Source organism: Staphylococcus nepalensis, assembly GCF_002442935.1.
Taxonomy (GTDB): domain Bacteria; phylum Bacillota; class Bacilli; order Staphylococcales; family Staphylococcaceae; genus Staphylococcus; species Staphylococcus nepalensis.
In genome coordinates this window covers 2,017,645-2,042,424 of the sequence record NZ_CP017466.1, presented here as the reverse complement: position 1 = coordinate 2,042,424, position 24,780 = coordinate 2,017,645, and the positions used below count along the sequence as shown (strand labels likewise).

Below are 24,780 nucleotides of genomic sequence, written 5' to 3'. Positions count from 1 at the left end.
CCGATGGCACAAATGACAATGGTTCAAGCGATTAATAACGCGCTTAAAACCGAATTACAAAATGATGAAAATGTCTTACTTTTCGGTGAAGACGTCGGCGTTAACGGTGGTGTATTCCGTGTAACTGAAGGGTTACAAAAAGAATTCGGTGAAGACCGTGTGTTTGATACACCGTTAGCAGAATCTGGAATCGGTGGTTTAGCTTTAGGTTTAACTACACAAGGCTATCGTCCAGTTATGGAAATCCAATTCTTAGGATTCGTATTTGAAGCATTTGACTCTGTTGCAGGTCAAATCGCACGTACACGTTTCCGTTCTGGTAACTCAAAACAAGCACCAGTAACAATTCGTGCGCCATTTGGTGGCGGCGTGCATACACCAGAATTACACGCAGATAATTTAGAAGGTATTTTAGCTCAATCACCAGGTTTAAATGTAGTTATTCCATCTAACCCTTATGACGCTAAAGGTTTATTAATTTCTGCAATTAGAAGTAACGATCCAGTTGTATATTTAGAACATATGAAATTATATCGTTCATTCCGTGAAGAAGTCCCAGAGGAAGAATATACAGTTGAAATCGGCAAAGCTAACGTTAAACAAGAAGGTAATGATCTTACTTTAATCGCTTATGGTGCAATGGTACAAGAATCATTAAAAGCTGCAGAAGAATTAGAAAAAGAAGGCTATTCAGTAGAAGTTATCGATTTACGTACGGTGCAACCTATTGATATAGAAACGCTTGTTGCTTCAGTTGAGAAAACTGGTCGCGCAGTTGTTGTTCAAGAAGCGCAACGTCAAGCTGGTGTTGGTGCAACAGTTGCTTCAGAATTAGCTGAACGTGCTATTCTTTCATTAGAGGCACCAATTGCGCGTGTAGCAGCTGCTGATACGGTTTATCCGTTTACTCAAGCTGAAAACGTTTGGTTACCAAACAAAAATGATATCATTGAAAAAGCAAAAGCAACATTAGAATTCTAATTTATAAATAAAAAAGTTTGGGATATCTGTCACAATGTTATCCCAACTTCATTTGTTTTTATTAAAAGAAAGCATGAGATAGTGAATAATAAATTCAACTCTCATTTTATCATTTGTGACTAAATATGAACTTTTTAGGAGGATAATAACGTGGCATTTGAATTTAAACTACCCGATATTGGTGAAGGTATCCACGAAGGTGAAATTGTAAAATGGTTTGTTAAAGCTGGAGATAACATCGAAGAAGATGATGTTTTAGCTGAAGTACAAAATGACAAATCAGTAGTAGAAATCCCATCACCTGTTTCAGGAACAATTGAAGAAGTACTAGTAGATGAAGGTACTGTAGCAGTTGTGGGTGACACAATCGTTAAAATCGACGCGCCTGATGCAGAAGATATGGAATTTAAAGGTAGCGACAGTGATGAATCTGCAAGCGAAGCAGAATCAGAATCTGAAAAAGAAGAAAAAACTGAAGCACCTGCTCAATCATCAAATGATGAAGATGTAGATGAAAATAAACGCGTTAAAGCAATGCCTTCAGTACGTAAATATGCACGTGAAAATGGTGTTAATATTAAAGCAGTTGTAGCTTCTGGTAAAAATGGTCGCACAACTAAAGAAGACATTGATGCGTACTTAAATGGAGAGACAAGTACAGCTTCAGCTGAAAGTACATCAGAAGCTACTGAAGAAACTACAGCTAGTTCTGCACAATCAGCACCAGTTGCTACTGAAGGAGAATTCCCAGAAACAACTGAAAAAATTCCTGCAATGCGTAAAGCAATTGCTAAAGCAATGGTTAATTCTAAACACACTGCGCCTCACGTGACTTTAATGGATGAAATCGATGTTCAAGAATTATGGGATCACCGTAAAAAATTCAAAGAAGTTGCGGCTGAGCAAGGTACTAAATTAACTTTCTTACCATATGTAGTGAAAGCACTTGTTTCTGCACTTAAAAAATACCCAGCACTTAACACAGAATTCAATGAAGAAGCTGGCGAAATTGTACAAAAACATTATTGGAATATCGGTATTGCAGCTGATACTGACAGAGGCTTATTAGTACCTGTTGTTAAACATGCTGACCGTAAATCTATGTTCCAAATTTCAGATGAAATTAATGAATTAGCTGTGAAAGCACGTGATGGTAAATTGACTTCAGATGAAATGAAAGATGCGACTTGTACAATTAGTAATATTGGTTCAGCTGGTGGTCAATGGTTCACTCCTGTTATAAATCACCCAGAAGTTGCTATCTTAGGTATTGGTCGTATTGCCCAAAAACCTATTGTTAAAGACGGAGAAATTATAGCTGCTCCAGTATTATCATTATCATTAAGCTTTGACCATAGACAAATTGATGGTGCAACTGGACAAAATGCTATGAACCATATCAAACGTTTATTAAATAATCCAGAATTATTATTAATGGAGGGGTAAAACATGGTAGTTGGAGATTTCCCAATTGAAACAGATACTATTGTAATCGGAGCCGGACCTGGAGGATATGTTGCAGCAATTCGCGCAGCTCAATTAGGTCAGAAAGTAACAATCGTTGAAAAAGGCGAATTAGGTGGCGTATGTCTTAACGTTGGTTGTATCCCATCAAAAGCATTATTACATGCATCTCACCGTTATAATGAAACTCAAAACTCTGAAGATTTAGGTGTTATTGCTGAAAGTGTTTCACTTAAATTTGATAAAGTTCAAGAATTCAAGCAATCAGTTGTTAAAAAATTAACTGGTGGTGTTGAAGGACTATTAAAAGGTAATAAAGTAGAAATCGTTAAAGGTGAAGCTTATTTTGTAGATAATAACAGCTTACGCGTTATGGACGAAAAAAGTGCTCAAACTTATAACTTTAAAAACGCGATTATTGCAACTGGTTCTAGACCAATTGAAATCCCTAACTTCAAATTCGGTAACCGCGTAATCGATTCAACTGGCGCTTTAAATTTACAAGAAGTTCCTGGTAAATTAGTTGTCGTTGGTGGCGGTTATATTGGTTCTGAATTAGGTACTGCTTTTGCTAACTTTGGTTCAGAAGTTACGATTTTAGAAGGTGCAAAAGACATACTAGGTGGCTTTGAAAAACAAATGACGCAACCTGTTAAAAAAGGTATGAAAGAAAAAGGCGTTGAAATTGTAACTGAAGCGATGGCAAAATCTGCTGAAGAAACTGACGATGGCGTTAAAGTAACATATGAAGTTAAAGGCGAAGAACAAACAATCGATGCAGACTATGTACTGGTAACTGTTGGTCGTCGTCCAAACACTGATGAGTTAGGTTTAGAAGAAATTGGTCTTAAATTTGCTGATCGTGGATTATTAGAAGTAGATAAACAAAGCCGTACTTCTGCTGAAAATATCTTTGCAATTGGTGATATCGTTCCTGGATTACCATTAGCACATAAAGCTAGTTATGAAGCGAAAGTAGCTGCTGAAGTTATTTCCGGTGAAGCATCTGAAGTTGATTACATCGGTATGCCAGCTGTATGTTTCACTGAACCAGAACTTGCACAAGTAGGTTATACTGAAGCACAAGCTAAAGAAGAAGGATTAGAAGTTACTGCTTCTAAATTCCCTTATGCAGCTAACGGCCGTGCATTATCATTAGATGACACAACCGGTTTTGTTAAATTAATAACACTTAAAGAAGATAATACATTAGTAGGTGCTCAAGTAGTTGGTACTGGCGCTTCTGATATTATCTCTGAGTTAGGTTTAGCAATTGAAGCTGGTATGAACGCAGAAGACTTAGCATTAACTGTACATGCGCACCCAACATTAGGTGAAATGTCTATGGAAGCTGCTGAGAAAGCTTTAGGATTACCAGTTCATACTATGTAATTAAAGCAATTTTTATATAAAAGACAAAGTGCTAGTGATTAATTGTTTCCATTTCAACTTATTTAGAAATCGGCATATCATAGTAGATGATTTATTTTAAATAATTTAATGTGCACTTTTAAGCAATATAGCATCTTTGTAGGGGCGGGCATATGAAATCAATTTCTTAAATTTGGTTTCTGTTCCGTCCTTTTTTAAATTAAATCTTAAAAATTCGGCATATAATAGGTAACATAAAGGTGGGTTAGTATATGGAGTATTCATACCCCTTAGACCTTGATTGGTCTAATGAAGAAATGTTGCAGGTGGTGGCTTTTTTTAATGCAATAGAGAAGTATTACGAATCGCAAGTTGAAGGCGAAGACCTTTTAAATCGTTATCAGCAATTTAAAAATATTGTCCCAAGCAAGGCTGAAGAAAAACAAATTTTTAAAACATTTGAAAAACAAAGTGGTTATAATAGTTATCAAGCAGTAAAGTCCGTTCAAACATCGCCTAACCAAAAATATTTCAGTTCAAAAGAAAAATAAGTGTTGTCATACAGGCTATACTTTGATATTTTTATTAAGCGCTAAAAAACGTTTAATAAAAGTAAATAAAGTATAGCCTTTTTTGAAGTAATTTAAAGTGTGTGTGTCAAAATAGATTGTAAACGATAATAAATATGAATAAATTAATTGATTTGTCATTAAGAATATAAGGGAAAACTTAAAAGTCTAAGAAGGGTAAAACAGTGTGTTCAAGAAAAAATCGTAGAAAATTTAATTTATCAAACGTTTTTCAGTATTGAAAGTGAATGTGCACTACCAATATGGAAAGATTTTTTAATATATTATAAGTTTTAGTACAATACATACTAAAATTTTAAAAACCTAGTGTTTAAAAAGTGAGACATAAAAGAGGTATAAAATTCATTATGAAAAACTTGAGAAGAGATGATCAATTAAATTGAAGCCGCACAACCAAATGGTTTTAAACAGAGGCGCTATTAGTTACTTTGAAACCTAATACTTTATATAAAATTTTGGTACCTCTGATTCTGATACATTGAATTTTTGTCTCTAAGGCAAAGCGTTATTTTTATTGGGTAAGCGTGATAATCCATATGCTGAAGAAAGAGACTTATTATAATTTAAATCAAGCCAAACTAAATACATAGATTAAAAAATATGGTGTCAAGGTACGTAAAAACGACAGCTATTACAACAGTATTATATTTATAGGAGGATAAAGTATGAACCCCTTATTAACATTCCAATCCGTTAGTAAATCCTATGAAGAATCCCAAGTTTTAAATGATATAGATTTGAATATCGACTCTGGTCATTTTTACACATTATTAGGGCCTTCTGGTTGCGGGAAAACTACAATACTTAAACTTATCGCAGGCTTTGAACAAGTTGATAGTGGTGAAATCATATACCAAGGTAAAACGATTAATCACATTCCTGCTAACAAGAGAAAAGTAAATACTGTTTTTCAAGATTACGCGTTATTCCCACACTTAAATGTTTTTGATAATATCGCATTTGGTTTAAAAATTAAAAAGCTAAGCAAACAAGTAATTAAGGCTAAAGTGCAAGAAGCTTTAAAATTAGTGAAATTAACTGGGTTTGAAAATAGAATGGTTGACGGCATGAGTGGTGGACAAAACAACGTATTGCAATCGCCCGGGCTATAGTGAATGAGCCTGAGATTTTACTTCTAGATGAATCGTTGTCTGCATTAGATTTAAAGTTAAGAACTGAGATGCAATATGAATTAAGGGATATACAATCAAGGTTAGGTATTACTTTTATATTTGTCACACATGATCAAGAAGAAGCATTAGCATTGAGTGATTATATTTTTGTAATGAAAGATGGAAAAATACAACAATTTGGATCGCCTATAGATATTTACGATGAACCAGTGAATCGATTTGTTGCTGACTTTATTGGAGAATCTAATATCGTAAAAGGAACAATGGTTGAAGATTTTGTGGTAGATATTTACGGACAAGTATTCAATTGTATTGATAAAGGCATCCCTACACAACAACAAGTCGATGTCATCATTCGTCCAGAAGACATATCTTTGGAACCGCCTAATCATGGGTTATTTGAAGTCACTGTCGATTCTATGTTATTTAGGGGCGTCCACTATGAGATGAATTGTGTTGATAAAAAAGGCTATGAATGGCTGATTCATTCTACTAAAAAAGCTGAGGTTGGCAGTAAAGTAAGTTTATACTTCGAACCTGAAGCCATTCATATCATGGTGCCTGGTGAGACTGAAGAAGCATTTGATAAACGAATTGAAAGTTATGAGGATGGTAACAATGCGCAAAATTAATGGTTATTTATTTATACCATATATATTGTGGATGCTTCTTTTTGTTGTTATTCCTGTGATTCTGCTTATCTACTTTTCAATGATTGATATTCATGGTCATTTCAATTTAGATAATTATAAACAAATCATGACCACAAAATATTTTAGAATGATTTGGGATTCTATCATGTATGCTACGGCGATCACAATAATGACTTTATGCATTAGTTATCCAGCAGCTTATTTCATTCGAATATCTAAATATCAAAGTCTTTGGTTGCTTATCCTAATTATACCTACTTGGATTAATTTACTACTGAAGACCTATGCATTTATTGGTTTGTTCAGTCATGATGGTATTATCAACCGAATATTATATGGTTTGCACTTGCCTAAATTGGAACTATTATTTACTGTGCCTGCTTTTTTAATCGTTGCCAGTTATATTTACATTCCATTTATGATTCTACCTATCTTTAATAGTATGAAAGACATTCCTAACAACTTGTTACAAGCTTCAAGTGATCTCGGTGCTAGTCGGTTAATAATATTTAGAAAAGTGATTGCTCCTTTGACAAAACGAGGTGTATTAACGGGTGTCCAAGTTACTTTTATCCCTGCGCTTTCACTATTTATGATTACAAGATTAATTGCAGGTAATAAAGTGATTAATATGGGTACAGCTATTGAGGAACAATTCATAGTTATTCAAAATTATGGCATGGGGTCAACGATAGCATTGTTTCTGATTCTCTTTATGGCATTTGTCTTAATTATAACTAATACAAAAAATACAATTGTAAAAGGATGAATCATATGAAATGGTATGGCAAATTATATATCGGTATGTTAATCACAGTGTTGTATATTCCAATATTATTTTAATGATTTATTCATTTAATTCAGCAGGCGATATGATCCATTTTGATCAATTTACATTAGCACATTACCAGTCTCTATTTAAAAATGAAAGACTCATGGCAGTTATATTTAATACGGTAGCAGTTGCATTATTAGCAGCTTCAGTTGCCACTATGATTGGAACAATGGGTGCTATTGCGTTGTACCATTTACGTAACAAAAAATTAAAAATATCATTGTTAACTTTAAATAATGTATTAATGGTATCTTCAGATGTTGTTATTGGCGCTTCTTTTTTAATTATGTTTACAGCAATAGGTCATTTTACAGGGTTGGGGCTAGGCTTTATAACGGTGTTAGTATCTCATATTGCTTTTTGTATTCCTATTGTGGTTATTATTGTATTACCTAAATTACATGAAATGAATGTTTATATATTAGATGCAGAACGAGATCTTGGAGCAAGTGATTTCCAAGTTTTAAATAAAGTGATGTTACCATATTTATTTCCTTCAATAATTGGCGGTTTTTTCATGGCATTAACTTATTCAATAGATGATTTTACAGTAATTTTTTTGTTACAGGAAATGGATTTAGCGTATTGTCAGTAGACGTTTATGCTATGGCTCGGAAAGGTATAAGTATGGAAATCAATGCGATATCCACGATGCTCTTTATAACAATTATATCAGGTATATTAGGCTACTTTATAATGAGAAAATTATTTAAACGCAATAAGCAATTGAAACAGGTGATGTAGCAATGAAACGGTTTTTACAATTAATCATATTATCCGTTGCTATTGGATTATTGTGTCTTTTTTTAAGCCAAAAATTTACTGCCAAAAACCAATCGGGTACAGGTGAAAAAATTTATGTATATAACTGGGGAGAGTACATTGATCCTAAATTAATTAAAAATTTTCAAAAAGAAACAGGGATAAAAGTGGTATATGAGACTTTTGATTCTAATGAAGCGATGGAAGCAAAAATTCGTAATGGTGGTACCCACTATGATGTTGCTTTTCCCAGCGAATATACAGTACAAAAAATGAAAATTTGTTATTACCGTTAAATCATGAGAAAATACCCAATATAAAAAATTTAGATAAAGATTATATGAATATGCCATTTGACAAAGGTAATCGTTATTCAATTCCATACTTTTTTGGAACGGTCGGCATTTTGTATAATAAAGATGTTTACCCCGATGACGATTTTAGTTCATGGAAAAGTTTGTATCATACAAAATATAAAAATGACATATTGTTAATTGATGGTGCTAGAGAAATTATTGGTTTAAGTTTAAATAAATTAGGTTACAGTTTAAATGATACACAAACCCAACATTTAAAAAAGGCAGAGAATGACTTGAAGGTTTTAAGCCCTAATGTGAGAGGTGTTGTAGGCGATGAAATTTCGATGATGCTTGAACAGCACGAGGCAAATATAGCAGTGGTATGGAGCGGTGTAGCAGCATCTATCATACAAAATAATAGTGATTTTGACTATATTGTTCCAAAAGAAGGGCCCAATTTATGGTTTGATAACATGGTTATCCCTAAAACTGCACAAAACAAAGCAGGCGCACATCAATTCATTAATTTTATACTTAATACACAAAATAGTAAACAAAATACAGAATGGGTAGCCTACGCCACGCCAAATAAATCATCAAGAGATCAATTGCCAAACTATATAAAAAATGATGAACGATTTTATCCCTCAAAATCTGTACAAAGCCATTTAGAAATTTATAAAAATTTGGGTAAAGATACATTAAGTGAGTATAATGAGCGGTTTTTAAATTTTAAAATGTCGTTAAATTAAAACGTAGTATAGTAGTTATTTTATCGTTTATTCGATATAATAGTTTGATAAGTAGTATAAGGAGTTGTATAGAAATGTCAGGAGAACAATATACTCAAGTTAGGCGTCCAGTGAGTCGACTAGCAGAAAAAGTATTGGGTTGGTTGAGCTGGATATTCCTACTTTTATTAACTATAGTAACAATGTTTATTGCATTAGTCTCTTTTAGTAGTGAAAGCTCTATTCAAAATTTAGAAACATCATTAAATGGTAATGATTTTATTCAACAAATATTAACGAATAATGGATTAAATACAATTCAATTTGTCATTTGGTTACAAAATGGGATATGGGCTGTTATTGTATACTTTATTGTTTGCTTATTAATATCATTTTTAGCGTTAATTTCAATGAATATCAGAATTTTATCTGGTTTCTTATTTTTAATAGCTATGATTGTAACATTGCCTTTAGTACTATTGTTCGTGCCATTAATTATACCAATTCTCTTTTTAATAGTAGCAATCATGATGTTTGCACGTAAAGAGAAAGTAGAAACCATACCAACGTATTATACTGGTGGTTTCCAAGGCGGTTATAATGACCAAAGATATGAGCAAGAACCACAACCAGATCCAGAACCACAACCAAAATCTCAACCAAATCCACAATACAATGTACAACAAGAAACTTCTGACGTAGAACGACCATCAGATGATGAACATCAATTAAGAAGAGGTGGGTACAGTTCTGAAGTTGCAGATAAAGTAAATGCGGATGTAAATGCAACAGATGAAGAACCTCAAGTATTATCAAGACAAGCGAAATATAATTATAAATCTAAAAAACAACCAAATAATATAGAGGAAAATGCTCAAGACGATAATGAGGCGCAAGATTTTGCTAACCAACAATCTGAAGAAGAAGCTAGATATAGACAAGAAGCATTCGAAAAAGAACAACAGCGCAAACAAGAAGCATATGAAGAACAACAACGTCTTAAACAAGAACAAGCAGAAGAAGCTGCTAGATTGAAACAAGAGAAGGCAGAGGAAAAAGCTAGAATCAAACAAGAAAAGAAAGAACGTAAACAGCGTGAAAAGGAAAGACGTAAGCAACAACCGAGTGCGGTGAATCAACGAAGAATGAATTTTGAAGAGCGAAAAAAAATCACAACTCAACAATCTGAAGAAAAAGATATAAATGATCAAAATAAGTCGTCAGATAAAAATGAGCAATCTGAAGAAACAAATTCAGAAAATGAAAAGTAACAAAAACGACCGAGTGCAAATTATATTGTGCACTCGGCCTTTTTTATCCTAATTCTTGGAAAGTTTCAATTATTAAATAAATATTTAAAATACTTAAAATAATAATTAATAACCAAGAAATTGTGTTAATCCACATTTTATTTTTAAACTGTCCCATTAGATAGCGATTATTTGTAGCTAACTGTAATGGTATTAAAGAGAAGGGTAAAGCTAAACTTAAAAATACTTGTGAGAATATAAGCAATTGCTCTATTTTACCTTCGTCACTCTTGAAAATAACGATACAGAATATGATTGGTAAAATTGCAATTAGACGTGTTACAAGTCGACGCAACCAGTTTGGAATTTTTAAGTGTAAAAACCCTTCCATTACAATTTGTCCTGCCATTGTTCCAGTAATTGTAGAATTTTGACCAGAAGCAAGTAATGCAACTGCAAATAACGTGCTCATAATTGCGCCCATAGAAGCCCCTAATATAGGTTGATTTTGCAAGGCTTGATACAAATCATAAAAACCACCTAATTGATCACTGTTAACACCATAAAATAAAGCTGCGCCTAAAACTAATAATAAACAATTAATAACAAATGCTATTGAAAGTTGAATGTTTGAATCCATTGTAGCGTATTTAATTGCATGAGCCTTAGATTTCAAATTATTTCTATCATACATTCTTGACTGCACAATTGAAGAATGTAGATATAAATTATGTGGCATGATTGTAGCTCCAATAATACCAAGCGCAATAAATAAAGCGCCGTTATCAGTAATGATTGTTTTACTTGGTAAAAAACCGTTTAAAGCTTCACTTACATGAGGAGAAGCAATAAATACTTCAAATATAAATATAACTAATACAGTGAAAATTAAAGTACCGACAATAGCTTCAATTTTTCTGAAACCAAAACGCATAATAAAGAGTAATAAAAATACATCTAGTACAGTGATGAGTGCACCAACGAGTAAAGGGATTCCAAATAATAAATCTAACGCTATCGCACTACCAATAACTTCAGCAATATCGGTTGCAATAATTGCTAGCTCAGCAATAATCCAAAATACAAAAGATAGTGGTTTATTCAAGTAGTATTTTGTTGCTTGTGCTAAGTCCATACCTGTTGCTATTCCTAATCTTACTGTCATACTTTGAAGTAACATGGCTGATAGGCTAGAGAGTAAAATTACGAATAGCAAAATGTATCCAAATTGAGCACCGCCTTGCATTGAAGTAATCCAATTTCCTGGATCCATATACCCAACAGCCACTAATAGACCTGGACCTAAATAAGATAATAATTTTTGGCTAAATTTGCCATTAGTATTGATAGAAACCGTATTGTTGATTTCTTCTAAACTTTTATTGTGCATTTTAATATTTTTAGACATTAAAAGACACCTCCTATATTCACAATTAATATTTTATAGGTTACTCCGAATTTTTTATTAGGTCAACCTAAAATAAAAGGTTTTTTGTCCCAAATTTTACTGTTTTTAACTTTATATTCAAAAATTAATATTTTGGTAATTAAGGGATGATACTTTGTAATTTTTAAATTTTAAAAAATTTGCTATGATGGTATTAATGAAATATTAGGAGGAAAAGTATGAATCGGAAAGCTGAAAAAATCTTTGCTTGGATTGCAAATGGTCTTAGTTTATTATTTTTAGTAATTATGATTTTAGGGCTAATTTTATTAAATTTCCCAGAATCTAAAGAAGCTTTAAATCAAATATATCAACAACAAGGCATGTCAGTATCTGCAGATGCGCTTAAAGCTTCAATAATAATGCAAGGTGGATTTTTATTATTTGCAACGATTCTAGGATTCTTAGGTGTCTTCACAATTAAAGGCAATAGGATTTTAGCAGGATGTCTTTTAGTTGCTGCTGCTTTAGTTAGTATTTTTACAGGTAACTTTATTGCACTTATACTTTGGATGATTGCGGGTATTATGTTATTAGTCAAAAAAGATAAAAAGAAACAACAATATAACCATGCAAGTTATCAAGAGCAACAGAGAAATAATGGTAAAGATATTCAACAGCGTCAGAACAGTGACATGAACCCGGAAGATGAATTAAAAAAGAAAAAAGAGGATGATCCATATATATACTAAAATATCCTTTGGTAACAAAAGGATATACGTTTAAATGACTCCAGTATAAAACCAGGTTGAGATAGAAATAAAGGTCTCAACCTGGTTTTATATTATAGTTTTATTGATAGAATTTTAATAATTGTTCAAAAGTTTCTTCAAGAAAGTTTAAAAAGGCTTTATCGCTTTTTAATTCTCTTGCATCAGGTGTAAGTGTGCGTGCAACAAACAATTCACCCTTTTTAACTTTTTTGACACGATTAATGGCGCTTTGTATAGCCTCATCTGACATATCTTTTATGTATGTTTTTTCTTGAGACATATGGTCTAAACTCAAACTATAATCAGTAGGCAAATTTTTAAGTGTATCGAATTGTTCTTCAAATACTTTTACACGCTGTGCTTTATCTTTTGCTTCATGCATCACACCATACATAACAAAAAGTTGATTTTCAAAAAGACCGATTTGAAAATGGGGGATCATTTTATAACCACGATTATTTGTAGCAAAAGCAACCCAAGTATCTTTTGGCGGGTTAACGCTTCTTCTCGCATGTTTTGCAACGTGTGGATAGAATATTTCACCTGTTGCTGTCTCTAAATATTGGGAAAAATATTCACCAAGTTCGTTCAACTGTGGTCGAATATGTTCATTTAATGCTTCCATTCTTGCATTTAAGCCGTCAACTGCAAATGCTTTAAAATCTTGTGTTGTAAATGTATATTTAGTCATATTTAGCCTCCTGTTATTTATTTATTCGATTGTATTGTAGCATAACGTAGCACGTTAAACATTGCGTTTGGCTTGGATTGTAATATTTATATAAAATGCGTATCACGTGTACAAACCTATGAATTAGGGTAAAAAAATAGTATTATGAACTAGCATAAGATTACATATAATTATTTATTTTAATATATACTTCTATATCTTTTTAACCACATATTAAGGTATAATGATTCGCTAAAAAGGAGATGGAAACAATGACTGTTTATGAGTTTGCAAAAGGCCTTATATTAGAAGCAGGCATTAATGTAAAAAAAATCATGAAACAAGATATAGAAATTGAAACTAAGTCTAATCCTAATGATCTCGTAACAAATGTTGATAAAGCTACAGAAAAATATATTTTTGACAATGTTATGCAAACCTATCCAGAGCATCTAGTAATTGGTGAAGAAGGGCATGGCCATAATCTTAAAGATGAATCAGGCGTTGTATGGGTCATTGATCCGATTGATGGGACGTTGAATTTTGTGCATCAAAAGGAAAATTTTGCGATTTCTATCGGTGTATTTAATGACGGGAAGCCATATGCAGGTTTTGTATTTGACGTGATGAACGATGTGCTATATCACGCGAAAGTAGGCGAAGGCGCTTATGAAAATGGTAATTTATTACCGTGTATTGAATCCAGTCCTTTAAACACTAGTGTAATAGGACTTAACCCAAATTGGCTTACAAAACCAAGATTAGAAAAAATGTTCAAACCAATTGTAGAGGAGTCAAGAAGTGTGAGAGCATATGGTTCTGCAGCTTTAGAAATTATTTGTGTCGCTACAGGCAAGTTAGGTGGTTATATTACCCCCAGGTTACAACCTTGGGATTTCGCTGGAGGGTTAATTATATTGCAAGAGGTTGGTGGTATAGGAACTGATTTAATGGGGAACGCACTGTCTATTTATGAACCGAGCTCAATAGTAATGGCAAATCCACAATTACATGCAGAACTGTTAGAATTTCATTTTCAAAAAAATAATGAAATAATAGAGGCCTTGCAACAACGCTTAAAAAATAACAAATGAAAATAAAAAAGGCTGATAACATCATTGATGTTTCAGCCTCGAATATCATATGAACAACAATAGCTAGTAGTGCTGATACAAGAACTTTAGCGCTTGCACACTTTTTTCTAGTCATGCTTGCCGGGATAGTGCCACGAAATCATTCCGTAAAAGTATAATTTCTATCCCACTCCCTATAAAACACGTTATTTGTTTGGGCAACTATAGCCAATTATTTTCACGATATTTCTTTTTTAATGTGAAACCGCAACCAAATGTTGCAATGAACAGTATAAATGTTAAAATCATCATTGGAACATTTGTAGCAGCGATACTAAAGCTAAATAATAGTAAAAATACGATAGCAATTATAGCGAGTACCCAAAATATTGATTTAGATTTTTTTTGTTGCATCCCGACCACACCTTTATAGTTTTCTTTAATCAATTATATGATATAATAAAAAAGTTGCAAAGAAAAGTGGGAATTTACTCGAGAAAGGAAATAGTATAAAATGACTAATTTAAGAGAAGATGTTCGCAATATAGCCATCATCGCTCACGTTGACCATGGTAAAACAACATTAGTAGATGAATTATTAAAACAATCAGGAATTTTCCGTGAGAACGAGCATGTTGATGAAAGAGCAATGGATTCTAACGACATAGAAAGAGAACGAGGCATCACAATTCTTGCTAAAAATACAGCAATTAATTATAAAGATAACAGAATCAACATTTTAGATACACCAGGACACGCTGACTTCGGTGGAGAAGTGGAACGTATCATGAAAATGGTTGACGGCGTAATCTTAGTAGTAGATGCTTATGAAGGTACAATGCCACAAACACGTTTCGTATTGAAGAAAGCACTTGAACAAAATTTAAAACCTGTAGTTGTGGTAAATAAAATTGATAAACCAGAAGCTAGACCAGAAGGTGTAGTAGATGAAGTATTAGATTTATTTATCGAATTAGAAGCTAATGATGAACAATTAGATTTCCCCGTTGTTTATGCGTCAGCTGTTAACGGTACAGCAAGTTTAGATTCTGAAAAACAAGATGAGAATATGCAATCACTTTATGAAACAATTATTGACTATGTACCTGCACCTATTGATAACAGAGATGAACCATTACAATTCCAAATTGCATTGTTGGATTATAATGATTATGTTGGACGTATCGGTGTAGGACGTGTGTTCAGAGGAACGATGCGTGTTGGTGATAGTGTATCTTTATTAAAATTAGACGGCTCTGTGAAGAATTTCAGAGTATCTAAAATCTTTGGTTATTTCGGATTGAAACGCGAAGAAATTGAAGAAGCACATGCTGGAGATTTAATAGCTGTTTCAGGCATGGAAGATATTAACGTAGGCGAAACAGTGACGCCTTCTGATCATCAAGAAGCATTACCAGTACTTAGAATTGATGAGCCAACATTAGAAATGACATTTAAAGTTAATAATTCACCATTTGCTGGGCGTGAAGGTGATTTTGTAACATCTCGTCAAATCCAAGAACGTTTAGATGAACAATTAGAAACAGACGTGTCATTAAAAGTAACACAAACTGAATCACCAGATAGATGGATTGTCGCAGGACGTGGTGAATTACACTTATCAATTTTAATTGAAAATATGAGACGTGAAGGTTATGAATTACAAGTTTCTAAACCTCAAGTTATCTTGAGAGAGATTGATGGCGTCCAATGTGAACCATTTGAGCGTGTACAATGCGAAGTACCACAAGAATACACTGGTGCAGTTATCGAATCATTAGGTCAACGTAAAGGTGAAATGCTAGATATGGTTACGACTGACAATGGTTTAACGCGTATTATTTTCATGGTTCCAGCTCGTGGCTTAATTGGTTATACAACTGAATTTATGTCACAAACACATGGCTATGGTATTATTAACCATACATTTGAAGAGTTCAAACCTCGTGTTAAAGGACGTATTGGCGGCAGAAGAAATGGTGCGCTTGTTTCTATGGATAAAGGTCAAGCTAGTGCATACGCAATTATGGGCTTAGAAGATCGCGGTACAAACTTTATGGAACCAGGAACTGAAGTATACGAAGGTATGATTGTTGGTGAGCATAACCGTGAGAATGATTTAACAGTTAATATCACAAAAGAAAAACATCAAACTAACGTACGTTCAGCTACAAAAGACCAAACAGTAACAATGAAACGACCAAGAAAATTAACTTTAGAAGAAGCGTTACAATTTATTAATGATGATGAATTAGTAGAGGTTACTCCTCAAACGATCCGTATTAGAAAAACAATATTAGAAAAATCAGCTCGTGAGAAAGAAGCTAAACGCATCAAACAATTAATGCAAGAAGAAGACTAATAATTATATTGAAGACAGAAGCGGAACAGAAACCTATAATTCTTAAAAGATTTTAGTGTTTTGTTCTAATCCTGTTTTTATATTTGAGACAGTTCGACTCAAAAGTTTCTTATAATATAGAATTAATTAGAGTTTGTGATATAGTATATGTGTACAAAAAATGTCCCTTCATTTTAAAATGAAGGGACATTTTTTGTATTTAAATCGTGCTGATTTTGAGTATTACAATTCTGGAGCATAAACATCTCGGATAAAGCGTAAAACGCCAGTTTCTACTGAAATTATATAGAAATTGACGTTTTCTTTGTTGTTGTGAATTTTTGTAGCTCGTTGGACTACTATGTTTTTATTTAGCACTATTAAGATAAAATGGTATTCTCATTGGACCTTATTTATTTCTCGAACTGGTATTCGAGTGAAACGCCAAATAGCACTACTAACTCTAAAAGCTGGTTCTATATCCTTAGTTCGTTGACTGAAGCATTTTTAACTTCTAATTCTGAAAGATTTTGATTGATTTGAGAATTGAAATATTTTAAATTATAATTTTCCGATTGTATATCTATTAACGTTAGCTACTACTTTAATACCATCAATAAAAAATCTATGACAATTATATATAATTTGAATCATAGTATTGGTAACAACACGCCGATAGGGATAGCATGTGTGTTGAGATTATAGGTCTAGGACATCTCTGAGACAAGCGAGCAAAACGATACGAAATAAAAATATAAAATGAGCCCCAAAAAGATCCCTAAGTCAAGCATTTTTTGGGGCTGCATTGTGGGATTTATATCCCAGCTTCATTAATCTACTTTTAAAAAGGCAATAATAAAATTAAGCAACACATAGCGTCGGTATAGTTTAACGATGATCGAAAGTCGTTTCTTGATTTCTTTGTTTCGGTGTATCTAGTCGACTTTTACATTCATCGCACATAAATGTATGCATTGGATCATTTCTTAACCTTTTAGCTTCTAATGTATTTCGATCAATAAATACCTCGGTATCACAAATAATACATTGAACTTTAATCAACTTAAATCACCTCAATATGAGTAACATACTTAAACTCATATGAATAACCTTGTTCTGGAATATAAACAAAACTATCTACAAAGTTATCGTCGTAAAGTCTTTTGCCATCACGCGCAAATTGGAAAAAAAGATACGGTAATAATTCCATCGGTACTTCAATTGAATCTTTATCATTAAATAAACGAATTGCTGTTGCGTTATCATACGGTCCCGCGTTTTTAAAAAATGGTGTCATATTAATTACAAATGAATTTTCTAAAACAGCTCTTTTTCTGTATTTTATTTCTGAATTTAGCGTTGGTGGATTTGTTTGTCCTTCGAGAATAGCGCGGTTCCATTCACGATTATCATTGAAATTGATTGGTTTTGTGCCATCAAATACGCCGCTTTCTAAATCTTCTAATTGAACTTTTCTATCGTCAAAAATCCAAGTCGTACTATCTAAAGTGATCGGAAATTTAACTTCACCCTTAATTTGAATCATAATCCCACTCCTAATGCATTTTAAATATTTTTAAATAAACGATACTACAAAAAGTATGTACATGCCTAAAAATGACATTTTTGTGAATTTAAAATCAATGAACAGCTAAGTTTAATTTTTACAAATCAAAAATTAAAAGTTGAAAAATTGTATTAAAGGCTTATGTCACAATGTTTTATGTACTTCGTTTTTAAATTAAATATATAACTGGTTTAAATATATCGCTGGTTATAATTTTATCACAAATAACTATGATTAGTATATTACTGAATTCTCTTGCTTTTTATTTATCAGTAAGATAAACTTTTACATATAAAGTTACTATTGATAGGGGGAATATGTCATGGTAAAGAGTCAAAAATTAAATAGTGCGGCATATGACCAATTAAATAAAGATGCGGATAGGATTCTTCAATTGATTAAAGTGCAAATGGATAATCTAACATTACCTCAGTGCCCATTATATGAAGAAGTTCTGGATACTCAAATGTTTGGTTTGCAAAAAGAAGTAGATTTTGCTGTAGAACTTGGGTTAGTTGACAGAGAAGCGGGCAAAGATTTAATGCTTCGTTTAGAGAAAGAATTATCTAAATTGCATGAAGCATTCACTAACGTTTAATTGGAATAAATATATTTAGTAAAGACTTAATTTATTTTTAGTAAATAAAACCTTATAAAAAATAAAGTAGTGAAATAAAACTACATAAATGATTTGGAGTGGCTAAGATATCAATATTTTATTGATTGTATCGTAGCCGCTTTTTTGTTTGATATTAAATGAGCTAAAATGATGATTTCAAAATATGAAATATTGCGTTACATTTGTTCGAAATATGCTTGTGTTATTTGATATAATGTTCAAGTACAATTAAATTTATAAATAACACCCATTTGTAATAGTTGAAGTATTGAAAGAAATTTTTATTAGCTTGTAAAGAATAAAAAATAGAATTGGATGATATGTCAAATGAATAACATAAAAAAATTTTTTCGATATATTGGTAAAAATGCTAAATATATTGATTATCCATTAGTAATTACATATTTATTGTTATGTCTCATTGGCTTAGTCATGGTATATAGTGCAAGTATGGTGGCAGCTACAAAAGGATCTTTAACTGGTGGCGTTTCAGTATCAGGGACTTATTTTTATACTAGGCAGTTGATGTACGTAATCATGAGTATCATTCTCGTGTTTTTTATGGCCTTCGTGATGAATGTTAAATTGTTAGAAACAATTAGGTTTCAGAAATGGATGATGCTAGGCATTATTTTATTACTACTAGCCACGTTATTAGTAGGAAGTAATATTAATGGTTCAAAAAGTTGGCTTAATTTAGGCTTTATGAACTTACAGGCTTCAGAATTATTAAAAATCGCAATAATTATATATATACCGTATATGATAGAAAAGAAAAGACCAAGGGTATTTAAAGAGCCAAAAGTGATGCTGTCTCCGATTGTTTTAGCTGCTATTTGTATTGCACTTGTATTTTTACAACGCGACGTTGGTCAAACACTTTTAATACTAATTATTTTCTTTTCAATTTTATTTTACGCGGGTATTGGGGTTCATAAATCATTAAAATACGGATTAATCATAGCGACAGGTGTGGTCTTAATTGGTGGTTTATTTTTACTCATTGGCCTCGTCCCAAATTATTTAACAGCTCGGTTTAGTACACTGACAGACCCATTTAGCAATGAATCAGGCACAGGGTATCACATTTCTAATTCATTAATAGCAATTGGTAATGGAGGCTTGTTAGGTCGTGGTTTAGGTAATAGTATTATGAAATTAGGTTACCTACCTGAACCACACACAGATTTTATATTTTCAATAATTTGTGAAGAACTGGGACTTGTTGGCGGGCTTATCGTAATCTGCTTGTTATTCTTTATTGTTTATAGAGCGTTTGAACTCGCAAGTAAAACAAGTTCATATTTTTATAAACTTGTTTGTGTAGGGGTCGCAAGTTATATAGGAAGTCAAACTTTTGTTAATTTAGGTGGTATTTCAGGTACAATCCCGTTAACAGGGGTCCCATTACCTTTTATTAGTTTTGGTGGATCTTCCATGATAAGTTTGAGTATCGCGATGGGATTATTATTAATCACTGCTAAACAAATTAAAGTGGACGCGTATAAAAGAAAACAACAACGCAAACAGACTAAAAAATTTGATATCTCAAGTAGATATTAAAGATGGCTATAAAGGCAAACATTTCAACCTTAAATGGTTGAAAACGTTTGCTTTTTTTCAATTTGCTCATTTTAATTTTGAAAAACTTAGCGAATATAGTATGAATGATAATGTTTAGTTATTGTCAGTGATAACTTTATGTTATGTAATTGGTATGATATAATGTGTTTTAAATCCGATAGCTACTATGCTTTTGGTGAATAATTATATTAAAACTAATGGTATATTAATGAAAATTACATTATTAATTTTATTACTAAACAAAAAAGTGTCAAAAATGTTTTACTGTATACATAGTTCGTATTTTGCTATAATAAAATCTATATTAAACTTTTTAGAAAATTCAAAATTTAAGGGGGACCATGATTTGAAACAAATAAACAAACTACTAGTAGCCAATCGTGGGGAAATTGCAATAAGGATTTTTAGAGCAGCAACTGAGTTAAATATTAAAACGGTAGCAATTTATTCCAACGAAGACAAAGGCTCTTTACATAGATATAAAGCAGATGAATCTTACTTGGTAGGAAATGACTTAGGACCAGCAGAATCATACTTAGATATTGAACGTATTTTAGATGTTGCTAAACGCGCAGGTGTGGACGCGATCCATCCTGGTTATGGGTTCTTAAGTGAAAATGAAACATTTGCTAAACGGTGTCAGGAAGAAGGCATTAAATTTATTGGTCCACATGTAGAACATTTAGATATGTTTGGAGATAAAGTTAAAGCGAGAACAACGGCAATTAATGCTAATTTAAGTGTTATCCCAGGGACAGATGGACCGATTGACAACCAAGAGGATGCAGTCGCTTTTGCCAATGAAGCTGGTTACCCGTTGATGATCAAAGCAACGAGTGGTGGTGGCGGTAAAGGCATGCGTATTGTCCGTTCGGAAGATGAATTAGAAGATGCATTTCACCGTGCAAAATCCGAAGCAGAGAAATCATTTGGTAATAGCGAAGTTTATATTGAAAAATATATAGATAATCCAAAACACATTGAAGTACAAGTGATTGGTGATGAGCACGGAAATATAGTCCATTTATACGAGCGTGATTGTTCTGTACAAAGACGTCATCAAAAGGTTGTTGAAGTTGCACCTTCTGTCGCTTTACCTGATGATTTAAGAGAGCGTATTTGTGATGCTGCGATTCAATTAATGGAAAACATCAACTATGTTAACGCTGGTACTGTTGAATTTCTAGTTTCTGGAGAAGATTTCTATTTCATTGAAGTAAACCCACGTGTTCAAGTTGAGCATACGATTACTGAAATGGTAACAGGCGTAGATGTAGTTAAAACTCAAATTCTTGTAGCTGACGGTGAAAAGTTATTTGATGCAGAAATTGGTATGCCCCAACAAAAAGATATTAAAACACTAGGCTATGCTATCCAATGTCGTATCACCACGGAAGATCCAACTAACGATTTCATGCCAGACACAGGTAGAATTATTGCGTATCGTTCAAGTGGTGGTTTTGGTGTGAGGCTGGATGCTGGTGATGGATTCCAAGGTGCCGAAATCACGCCATATTATGATTCTTTACTAGTAAAATTATCTACACACGGTATGACATTTAAACAAGCAAACGAAAAAATGGATCGTTCATTGCAAGAAATGAGAATTCGTGGTGTAAAAACCAATGTCCCATTTTTAATTAACGTTATGCGAAATGCACAGTTTAAAACTGGCGATTATACAACCAAATTTATTGAAAGTACACCAGAATTATTTGATATTGAACCGACTTTAGATAGAGGGACAAAGACATTAGAATATATCGGTAATGTATCGATTAATGGATTTCCAAACGTTGAAAAACGACCGAAACCGGTATATGAAACATCACCTATTCCACAAGTGCCTAAAAAAGTAGTGGATAAGTTTGAAGGTACAAAACAATTATTGGATAGTAAGGGACCTACAGCAGTTGCTCAATGGTTGAAAGAACAAGAAGACGTATTGATTACAGATACGACATTTAGAGATGCACATCAATCCTTACTGGCAACACGTGTTAGAACAAAAGATATGATGAATATTGCTTCTAAAACATCGGAAGTAATGAAAGATAGTTTTTCATTAGAAATGTGGGGCGGCGCCACGTTTGATGTCGCTTATAATTTCTTGAAAGAAAACCCATGGGAAAGATTAGAAAGATTAAGAAAGTCTATTCCAAATGTTTTATTCCAAATGTTGTTACGGGCTTCTAATGCAGTAGGGTATAAAAACTATCCAGATAACGTAATTAAAAAGTTCGTGAAAGAAAGTGCTGAAGCAGGTATAGATGTATTCCGAATTTTTGATTCATTAAACTGGGTAGACCAGATGAAAGTTGCTAACGAAGCAGTCCAAGAAGCAGGAAAAATTTCAGAGGGAACGATTTGTTATACGGGTGATTTCTTGGATCCAAATCGTTCTAATATATATACATTAGACTACTACGTTAATATGGCGAAAACGCTAGAATCTGAAGGTTTCCACATACTTGCTATTAAAGATATGGCTGGTTTATTAAAACCTAAAGCAGCATACGAATTAATCGGTGAATTAAAAGCAGCAGTTAATTTACCAATTCACTTACACACACATGATACAAGTGGTAACGGTCTTTTAACTTATAAAGAAGCTATAGATGCCGGTGTAGATGTTATAGATACAGCAATTGCATCAATGAGCGGTCTAACAAGTCAACCAAGTGGCAACTCGTTATATTATGCACTAAATGGATTTGGAAGAAGTATGCGTGCAGATATTGATGGCATGGAAGAGTTATCTCATTATTGGAGTACAGTACGTCAATATTATAGTGATTTTGAAAGTGATATTAAGTCACCAAATACAGAGATTTATCAACATGAAATGCCGGGCGGACAATATTCTAATTTACGTCAACAAGCCAAAAGTTTAGGGTTAGGTAATCGATTTAATGAAGTTAAAGACATGTATAAACGTGTCAATTTCTTATTTGGGGATATCGTTAAGGTTACACCATCATCAAAAGTAGTTGGAGATATGGCGTTGTATATGGTCCAAAACGATTTAGATGAACAAACTGTAATAAAAGATGGTTATAAATTAGATTTTCCTGAGTCGGTTGTTTCGTTCTTTAAAGGTGAAATTGGTCAGCCAGTAAACGGATTTAATAAAGAACTACAAAAAGTGATTTTGAAAGGACAGCAGCCATTAACTGACAGACCAGGTGAGTATTTAGAACCAGTCGACTTTGAAGCAATAAGGAAAGAATTAGAAGAAAAACAACAAAAAGAAGTCACTGAACAAGACGTTATTAGTTATGTATTATATCCAAAAGTTTATGAACAATTTATTACGACACAAGAACAATATGGTAATGTGTCACTTTTAGATACACCAACATTCTTCTTCGGTATGAGAGCAAATGAAACCGTAGAAATTGAGATAGACACTGGTAAACGATTGATTATTACGCTTAAAACAATTACTGAACCTGATGAAAAAGGGGTTCGTACAATATTTTACGATATGAATGGTCAAGCGAGACGTATTTTCATACAGGATGAAAATGTAAAAGCAAACGCAAGTGTTAAACCTAAAGCTGACAAATTAAATCCAAATCATATTGGCGCACAAATGCCTGGATCAGTAACAGAAGTTAAAATTTCAGAAGGGGAGTCTGTAACAAGTGGACAAGCCTTATTAATCACAGAAGCAATGAAAATGGAAACAACGATACAAGCGCCATTTGATGGTGTGGTTAAGAAAGTAACCGTTCAAAATGGAGAAGCGATCGAAACTGGAGATTTATTAATAGAAATTGAAAAAGAACCAGTAGATTAAATAAGAATTAATCAAATAAAAAATGTGAGTATGACTAAAATCAAGCATATACTCGTTGCATTCCTTGCATAGACATCATTTATTTTTATAATTAGAAAATACTGATTTATAGTTAATGAGTGACTTAATTGGAACGCTTCATACTGTCAACAAAGCCTTTGACTTTGTTGACAGTTTTTTATGCGCACTTTTTCGCGGGTAATGTATTATCTTATAGTCTTTGCTTAGTACTTTCTCACAAAAATCAGGCGAAACTACTGTTATTTTTAAAAAATAGCATATTATATAGATTATACAGTAGTGGCGTTTGTATGTTGAATAAATCAATGAATATTGAGACTAAATGCTCAATACGCATGCTATTCCTACAGCGTGTCACAATCAATACTATGTTTTAGACTAATATCATTATCATAAGTTTTTACTAAAAATAAGACACTTTCATATAATTCAATAAACCTCACTAAACTAAATTAACGGGGCGTATTATATCTGAGATGATAACATGACTCAACTTTCGCTACTAATTGAACTCAAGTATCAATCACTAATCATGATATATGGCGTCAATCATAGATCATTTTAATAGCATGTCTTTCATTACATATTATTTTTTGTTTCTTAAAGGTAAGGTTAAAAAATATAAAAGTAATCTTTTCAATACACAGAATTTGAAATACGATAAATTTATTTATCTAAAACACAAAAGAGTCGACTTTAAAAGTTATGTAAATCGAGAAGATAAATATGAATTTAAGAGAAATTTTAAATGATATGCATACGGCAATTGTTCATGAAAAATTTAATTTATGAAAACTGGATTAAAAACGAATAAGGTTAAACGAAAATTTAGTTTTATCTTAGTAGCGCTGGATATGAGAAAAATAAGAGCTCA

At 32.7% G+C, this 24,780-nt stretch carries 17 protein-coding genes and 4 pseudogenes; 16 read left to right on the top strand and 5 right to left on the bottom strand.

Going from position 1 to position 24,780, the window contains the following annotated elements; genetic code table 11:
- The first annotated feature begins 3 nt into the window (after positions 1-3).
- From BJG89_RS09700 to auxB, 9 genes and pseudogenes are all read left to right on the top strand, one after another.
- Positions 4-981: an alpha-ketoacid dehydrogenase subunit beta gene (locus BJG89_RS09700; RefSeq protein ID WP_096810399.1), complete on the top strand. Its 978-nt coding sequence runs from the start codon at positions 4-6 to the stop codon at positions 979-981.
- A gap of 150 nt (positions 982-1,131) precedes the next feature.
- Positions 1,132-2,427 (top strand): dihydrolipoamide acetyltransferase family protein, encoded by a 1,296-nt coding sequence (locus tag BJG89_RS09695; RefSeq protein ID WP_096810398.1) that lies wholly within the window; start codon positions 1,132-1,134, stop codon positions 2,425-2,427.
- Between the two features lie 3 nt (positions 2,428-2,430).
- The gene (gene lpdA / locus BJG89_RS09690) at positions 2,431-3,837 is read left to right on the top strand and encodes a dihydrolipoyl dehydrogenase (RefSeq protein WP_096810397.1); all 1,407 of its coding nucleotides are present in this window, start codon (positions 2,431-2,433) and stop codon (positions 3,835-3,837) included.
- A 251-nt stretch (positions 3,838-4,088) separates the two neighbouring features.
- Positions 4,089-4,367: a UPF0223 family protein gene (locus tag BJG89_RS09685; RefSeq protein WP_096810396.1), complete on the top strand. Its 279-nt coding sequence runs from the start codon at positions 4,089-4,091 to the stop codon at positions 4,365-4,367.
- A gap of 704 nt (positions 4,368-5,071) precedes the next feature.
- Positions 5,072-6,171 (top strand): annotated as a pseudogene (locus BJG89_RS09680) (ABC transporter ATP-binding protein).
- Positions 6,158-6,961 (top strand): ABC transporter permease, encoded by an 804-nt coding sequence (locus BJG89_RS09675; protein WP_096810395.1) that lies wholly within the window; start codon positions 6,158-6,160, stop codon positions 6,959-6,961. Before BJG89_RS09680 ends, BJG89_RS09675 begins: the two are co-directional and overlap by 14 nt.
- A gap of 5 nt (positions 6,962-6,966) precedes the next feature.
- Positions 6,967-7,771: pseudogene (locus BJG89_RS09670) on the top strand (ABC transporter permease).
- A 2-nt stretch (positions 7,772-7,773) separates the two neighbouring features.
- Positions 7,774-8,840: pseudogene (locus BJG89_RS09665) on the top strand (ABC transporter substrate-binding protein).
- 74 nt (positions 8,841-8,914) lie between these two features.
- The gene (gene auxB / locus BJG89_RS09660) at positions 8,915-10,090 is read left to right on the top strand and encodes a lipoteichoic acid stability factor AuxB (RefSeq protein WP_096810394.1); all 1,176 of its coding nucleotides are present in this window, start codon (positions 8,915-8,917) and stop codon (positions 10,088-10,090) included.
- A gap of 43 nt (positions 10,091-10,133) precedes the next feature.
- Here the strand turns inward: auxB and BJG89_RS09655 are convergent, their stop codons facing one another.
- Positions 10,134-11,477 carry an Nramp family divalent metal transporter gene (locus tag BJG89_RS09655; protein WP_096810393.1) on the bottom strand — a complete coding sequence of 448 codons (1,344 nt, stop codon included), beginning with the start codon at positions 11,475-11,477 and terminating at the stop codon, positions 10,134-10,136.
- A 218-nt stretch (positions 11,478-11,695) separates the two neighbouring features.
- Here BJG89_RS09655 and BJG89_RS09650 point away from each other — a divergent pair, with 218 nt between their 5' ends.
- Entirely contained in the window at positions 11,696-12,208 is a 513-nt protein-coding gene (locus tag BJG89_RS09650; RefSeq protein ID WP_096810392.1) for a DUF4064 domain-containing protein, read from the top strand.
- Positions 12,209-12,308: 100 nt separating this feature from the next.
- Here BJG89_RS09650 and BJG89_RS09645 read toward each other — a convergent pair whose 3' ends face one another.
- Positions 12,309-12,920: a YktB family protein gene (locus tag BJG89_RS09645; RefSeq protein ID WP_096810391.1), complete on the bottom strand. Its 612-nt coding sequence runs from the start codon at positions 12,918-12,920 to the stop codon at positions 12,309-12,311.
- Between the two features lie 251 nt (positions 12,921-13,171).
- On the opposite strand from BJG89_RS09645, the gene BJG89_RS09640 reads away from it, so the two are divergent.
- The gene (locus tag BJG89_RS09640; protein WP_096810390.1) at positions 13,172-13,993 is read left to right on the top strand and encodes an inositol monophosphatase family protein; all 822 of its coding nucleotides are present in this window, start codon (positions 13,172-13,174) and stop codon (positions 13,991-13,993) included.
- A 201-nt stretch (positions 13,994-14,194) separates the two neighbouring features.
- Here BJG89_RS09640 and BJG89_RS09635 read toward each other — a convergent pair whose 3' ends face one another.
- Positions 14,195-14,386 carry a DUF5325 family protein gene (locus tag BJG89_RS09635; protein ID WP_096810389.1) on the bottom strand — a complete coding sequence of 64 codons (192 nt, stop codon included), beginning with the start codon at positions 14,384-14,386 and terminating at the stop codon, positions 14,195-14,197.
- A 100-nt stretch (positions 14,387-14,486) separates the two neighbouring features.
- On the opposite strand from BJG89_RS09635, the gene typA reads away from it, so the two are divergent.
- Entirely contained in the window at positions 14,487-16,334 is a 1,848-nt protein-coding gene (gene typA / locus BJG89_RS09630) for a translational GTPase TypA (RefSeq protein ID WP_096810388.1), read from the top strand.
- 867 nt (positions 16,335-17,201) lie between these two features.
- Here typA and BJG89_RS09625 read toward each other — a convergent pair.
- Both BJG89_RS09625 and BJG89_RS09620 read right to left on the bottom strand, forming a co-directional pair.
- Complete coding sequence (locus BJG89_RS09625; RefSeq protein WP_096810387.1) at positions 17,202-17,375, bottom strand: DUF2197 domain-containing protein; 174 nt, start codon at positions 17,373-17,375, stop codon at positions 17,202-17,204.
- Between the two features lies 1 nt (position 17,376).
- Positions 17,377-17,859 carry a hypothetical protein gene (locus BJG89_RS09620; protein WP_096810386.1) on the bottom strand — a complete coding sequence of 161 codons (483 nt, stop codon included), beginning with the start codon at positions 17,857-17,859 and terminating at the stop codon, positions 17,377-17,379.
- Between the two features lie 343 nt (positions 17,860-18,202).
- On the opposite strand from BJG89_RS09620, the gene BJG89_RS09615 reads away from it, so the two are divergent.
- The 4 genes and pseudogenes from BJG89_RS09615 to BJG89_RS15050 all read left to right on the top strand — a co-directional run.
- Entirely contained in the window at positions 18,203-18,478 is a 276-nt protein-coding gene (locus BJG89_RS09615) for an Fpa/YlaN family protein (protein WP_096810385.1), read from the top strand.
- A 348-nt stretch (positions 18,479-18,826) separates the two neighbouring features.
- Positions 18,827-20,062 (top strand): cell division peptidoglycan polymerase FtsW, encoded by a 1,236-nt coding sequence (ftsW, locus tag BJG89_RS09610; RefSeq protein WP_096810384.1) that lies wholly within the window; start codon positions 18,827-18,829, stop codon positions 20,060-20,062.
- 367 nt (positions 20,063-20,429) lie between these two features.
- Positions 20,430-23,885 carry a pyruvate carboxylase gene (locus BJG89_RS09605; RefSeq protein WP_096810383.1) on the top strand — a complete coding sequence of 1,152 codons (3,456 nt, stop codon included), beginning with the start codon at positions 20,430-20,432 and terminating at the stop codon, positions 23,883-23,885.
- Between the two features lie 557 nt (positions 23,886-24,442).
- Positions 24,443-24,655: pseudogene (locus BJG89_RS15050) on the top strand (IS5/IS1182 family transposase); the annotation flags it as partial.
- Positions 24,656-24,780 lie beyond the last annotated feature (125 nt).

Coding starts and splice junctions, on each gene's coding strand:
- BJG89_RS09700 (WP_096810399.1), top strand. CDS start 4: ATGGCACAAATGACAATGGTTCAAGCGATTAATAACGCGCTTAAAACC.
- lpdA (WP_096810397.1), top strand. CDS start 2,431: ATGGTAGTTGGAGATTTCCCAATTGAAACAGATACTATTGTAATCGGA.
- BJG89_RS09685 (WP_096810396.1), top strand. CDS start 4,089: ATGGAGTATTCATACCCCTTAGACCTTGATTGGTCTAATGAAGAAATG.
- BJG89_RS09675 (WP_096810395.1), top strand. CDS start 6,158: ATGCGCAAAATTAATGGTTATTTATTTATACCATATATATTGTGGATG.
- auxB (WP_096810394.1), top strand. CDS start 8,915: ATGTCAGGAGAACAATATACTCAAGTTAGGCGTCCAGTGAGTCGACTA.
- BJG89_RS09655 (WP_096810393.1), bottom strand. CDS start 11,477: ATGTCTAAAAATATTAAAATGCACAATAAAAGTTTAGAAGAAATCAAC.
- BJG89_RS09650 (WP_096810392.1), top strand. CDS start 11,696: ATGAATCGGAAAGCTGAAAAAATCTTTGCTTGGATTGCAAATGGTCTT.
- BJG89_RS09645 (WP_096810391.1), bottom strand. CDS start 12,920: ATGACTAAATATACATTTACAACACAAGATTTTAAAGCATTTGCAGTT.
- BJG89_RS09640 (WP_096810390.1), top strand. CDS start 13,172: ATGACTGTTTATGAGTTTGCAAAAGGCCTTATATTAGAAGCAGGCATT.
- BJG89_RS09635 (WP_096810389.1), bottom strand. CDS start 14,386: ATGCAACAAAAAAAATCTAAATCAATATTTTGGGTACTCGCTATAATT.
- typA (WP_096810388.1), top strand. CDS start 14,487: ATGACTAATTTAAGAGAAGATGTTCGCAATATAGCCATCATCGCTCAC.
- BJG89_RS09620 (WP_096810386.1), bottom strand. CDS start 17,859: ATGATTCAAATTAAGGGTGAAGTTAAATTTCCGATCACTTTAGATAGT.
- BJG89_RS09615 (WP_096810385.1), top strand. CDS start 18,203: ATGGTAAAGAGTCAAAAATTAAATAGTGCGGCATATGACCAATTAAAT.
- ftsW (WP_096810384.1), top strand. CDS start 18,827: ATGAATAACATAAAAAAATTTTTTCGATATATTGGTAAAAATGCTAAA.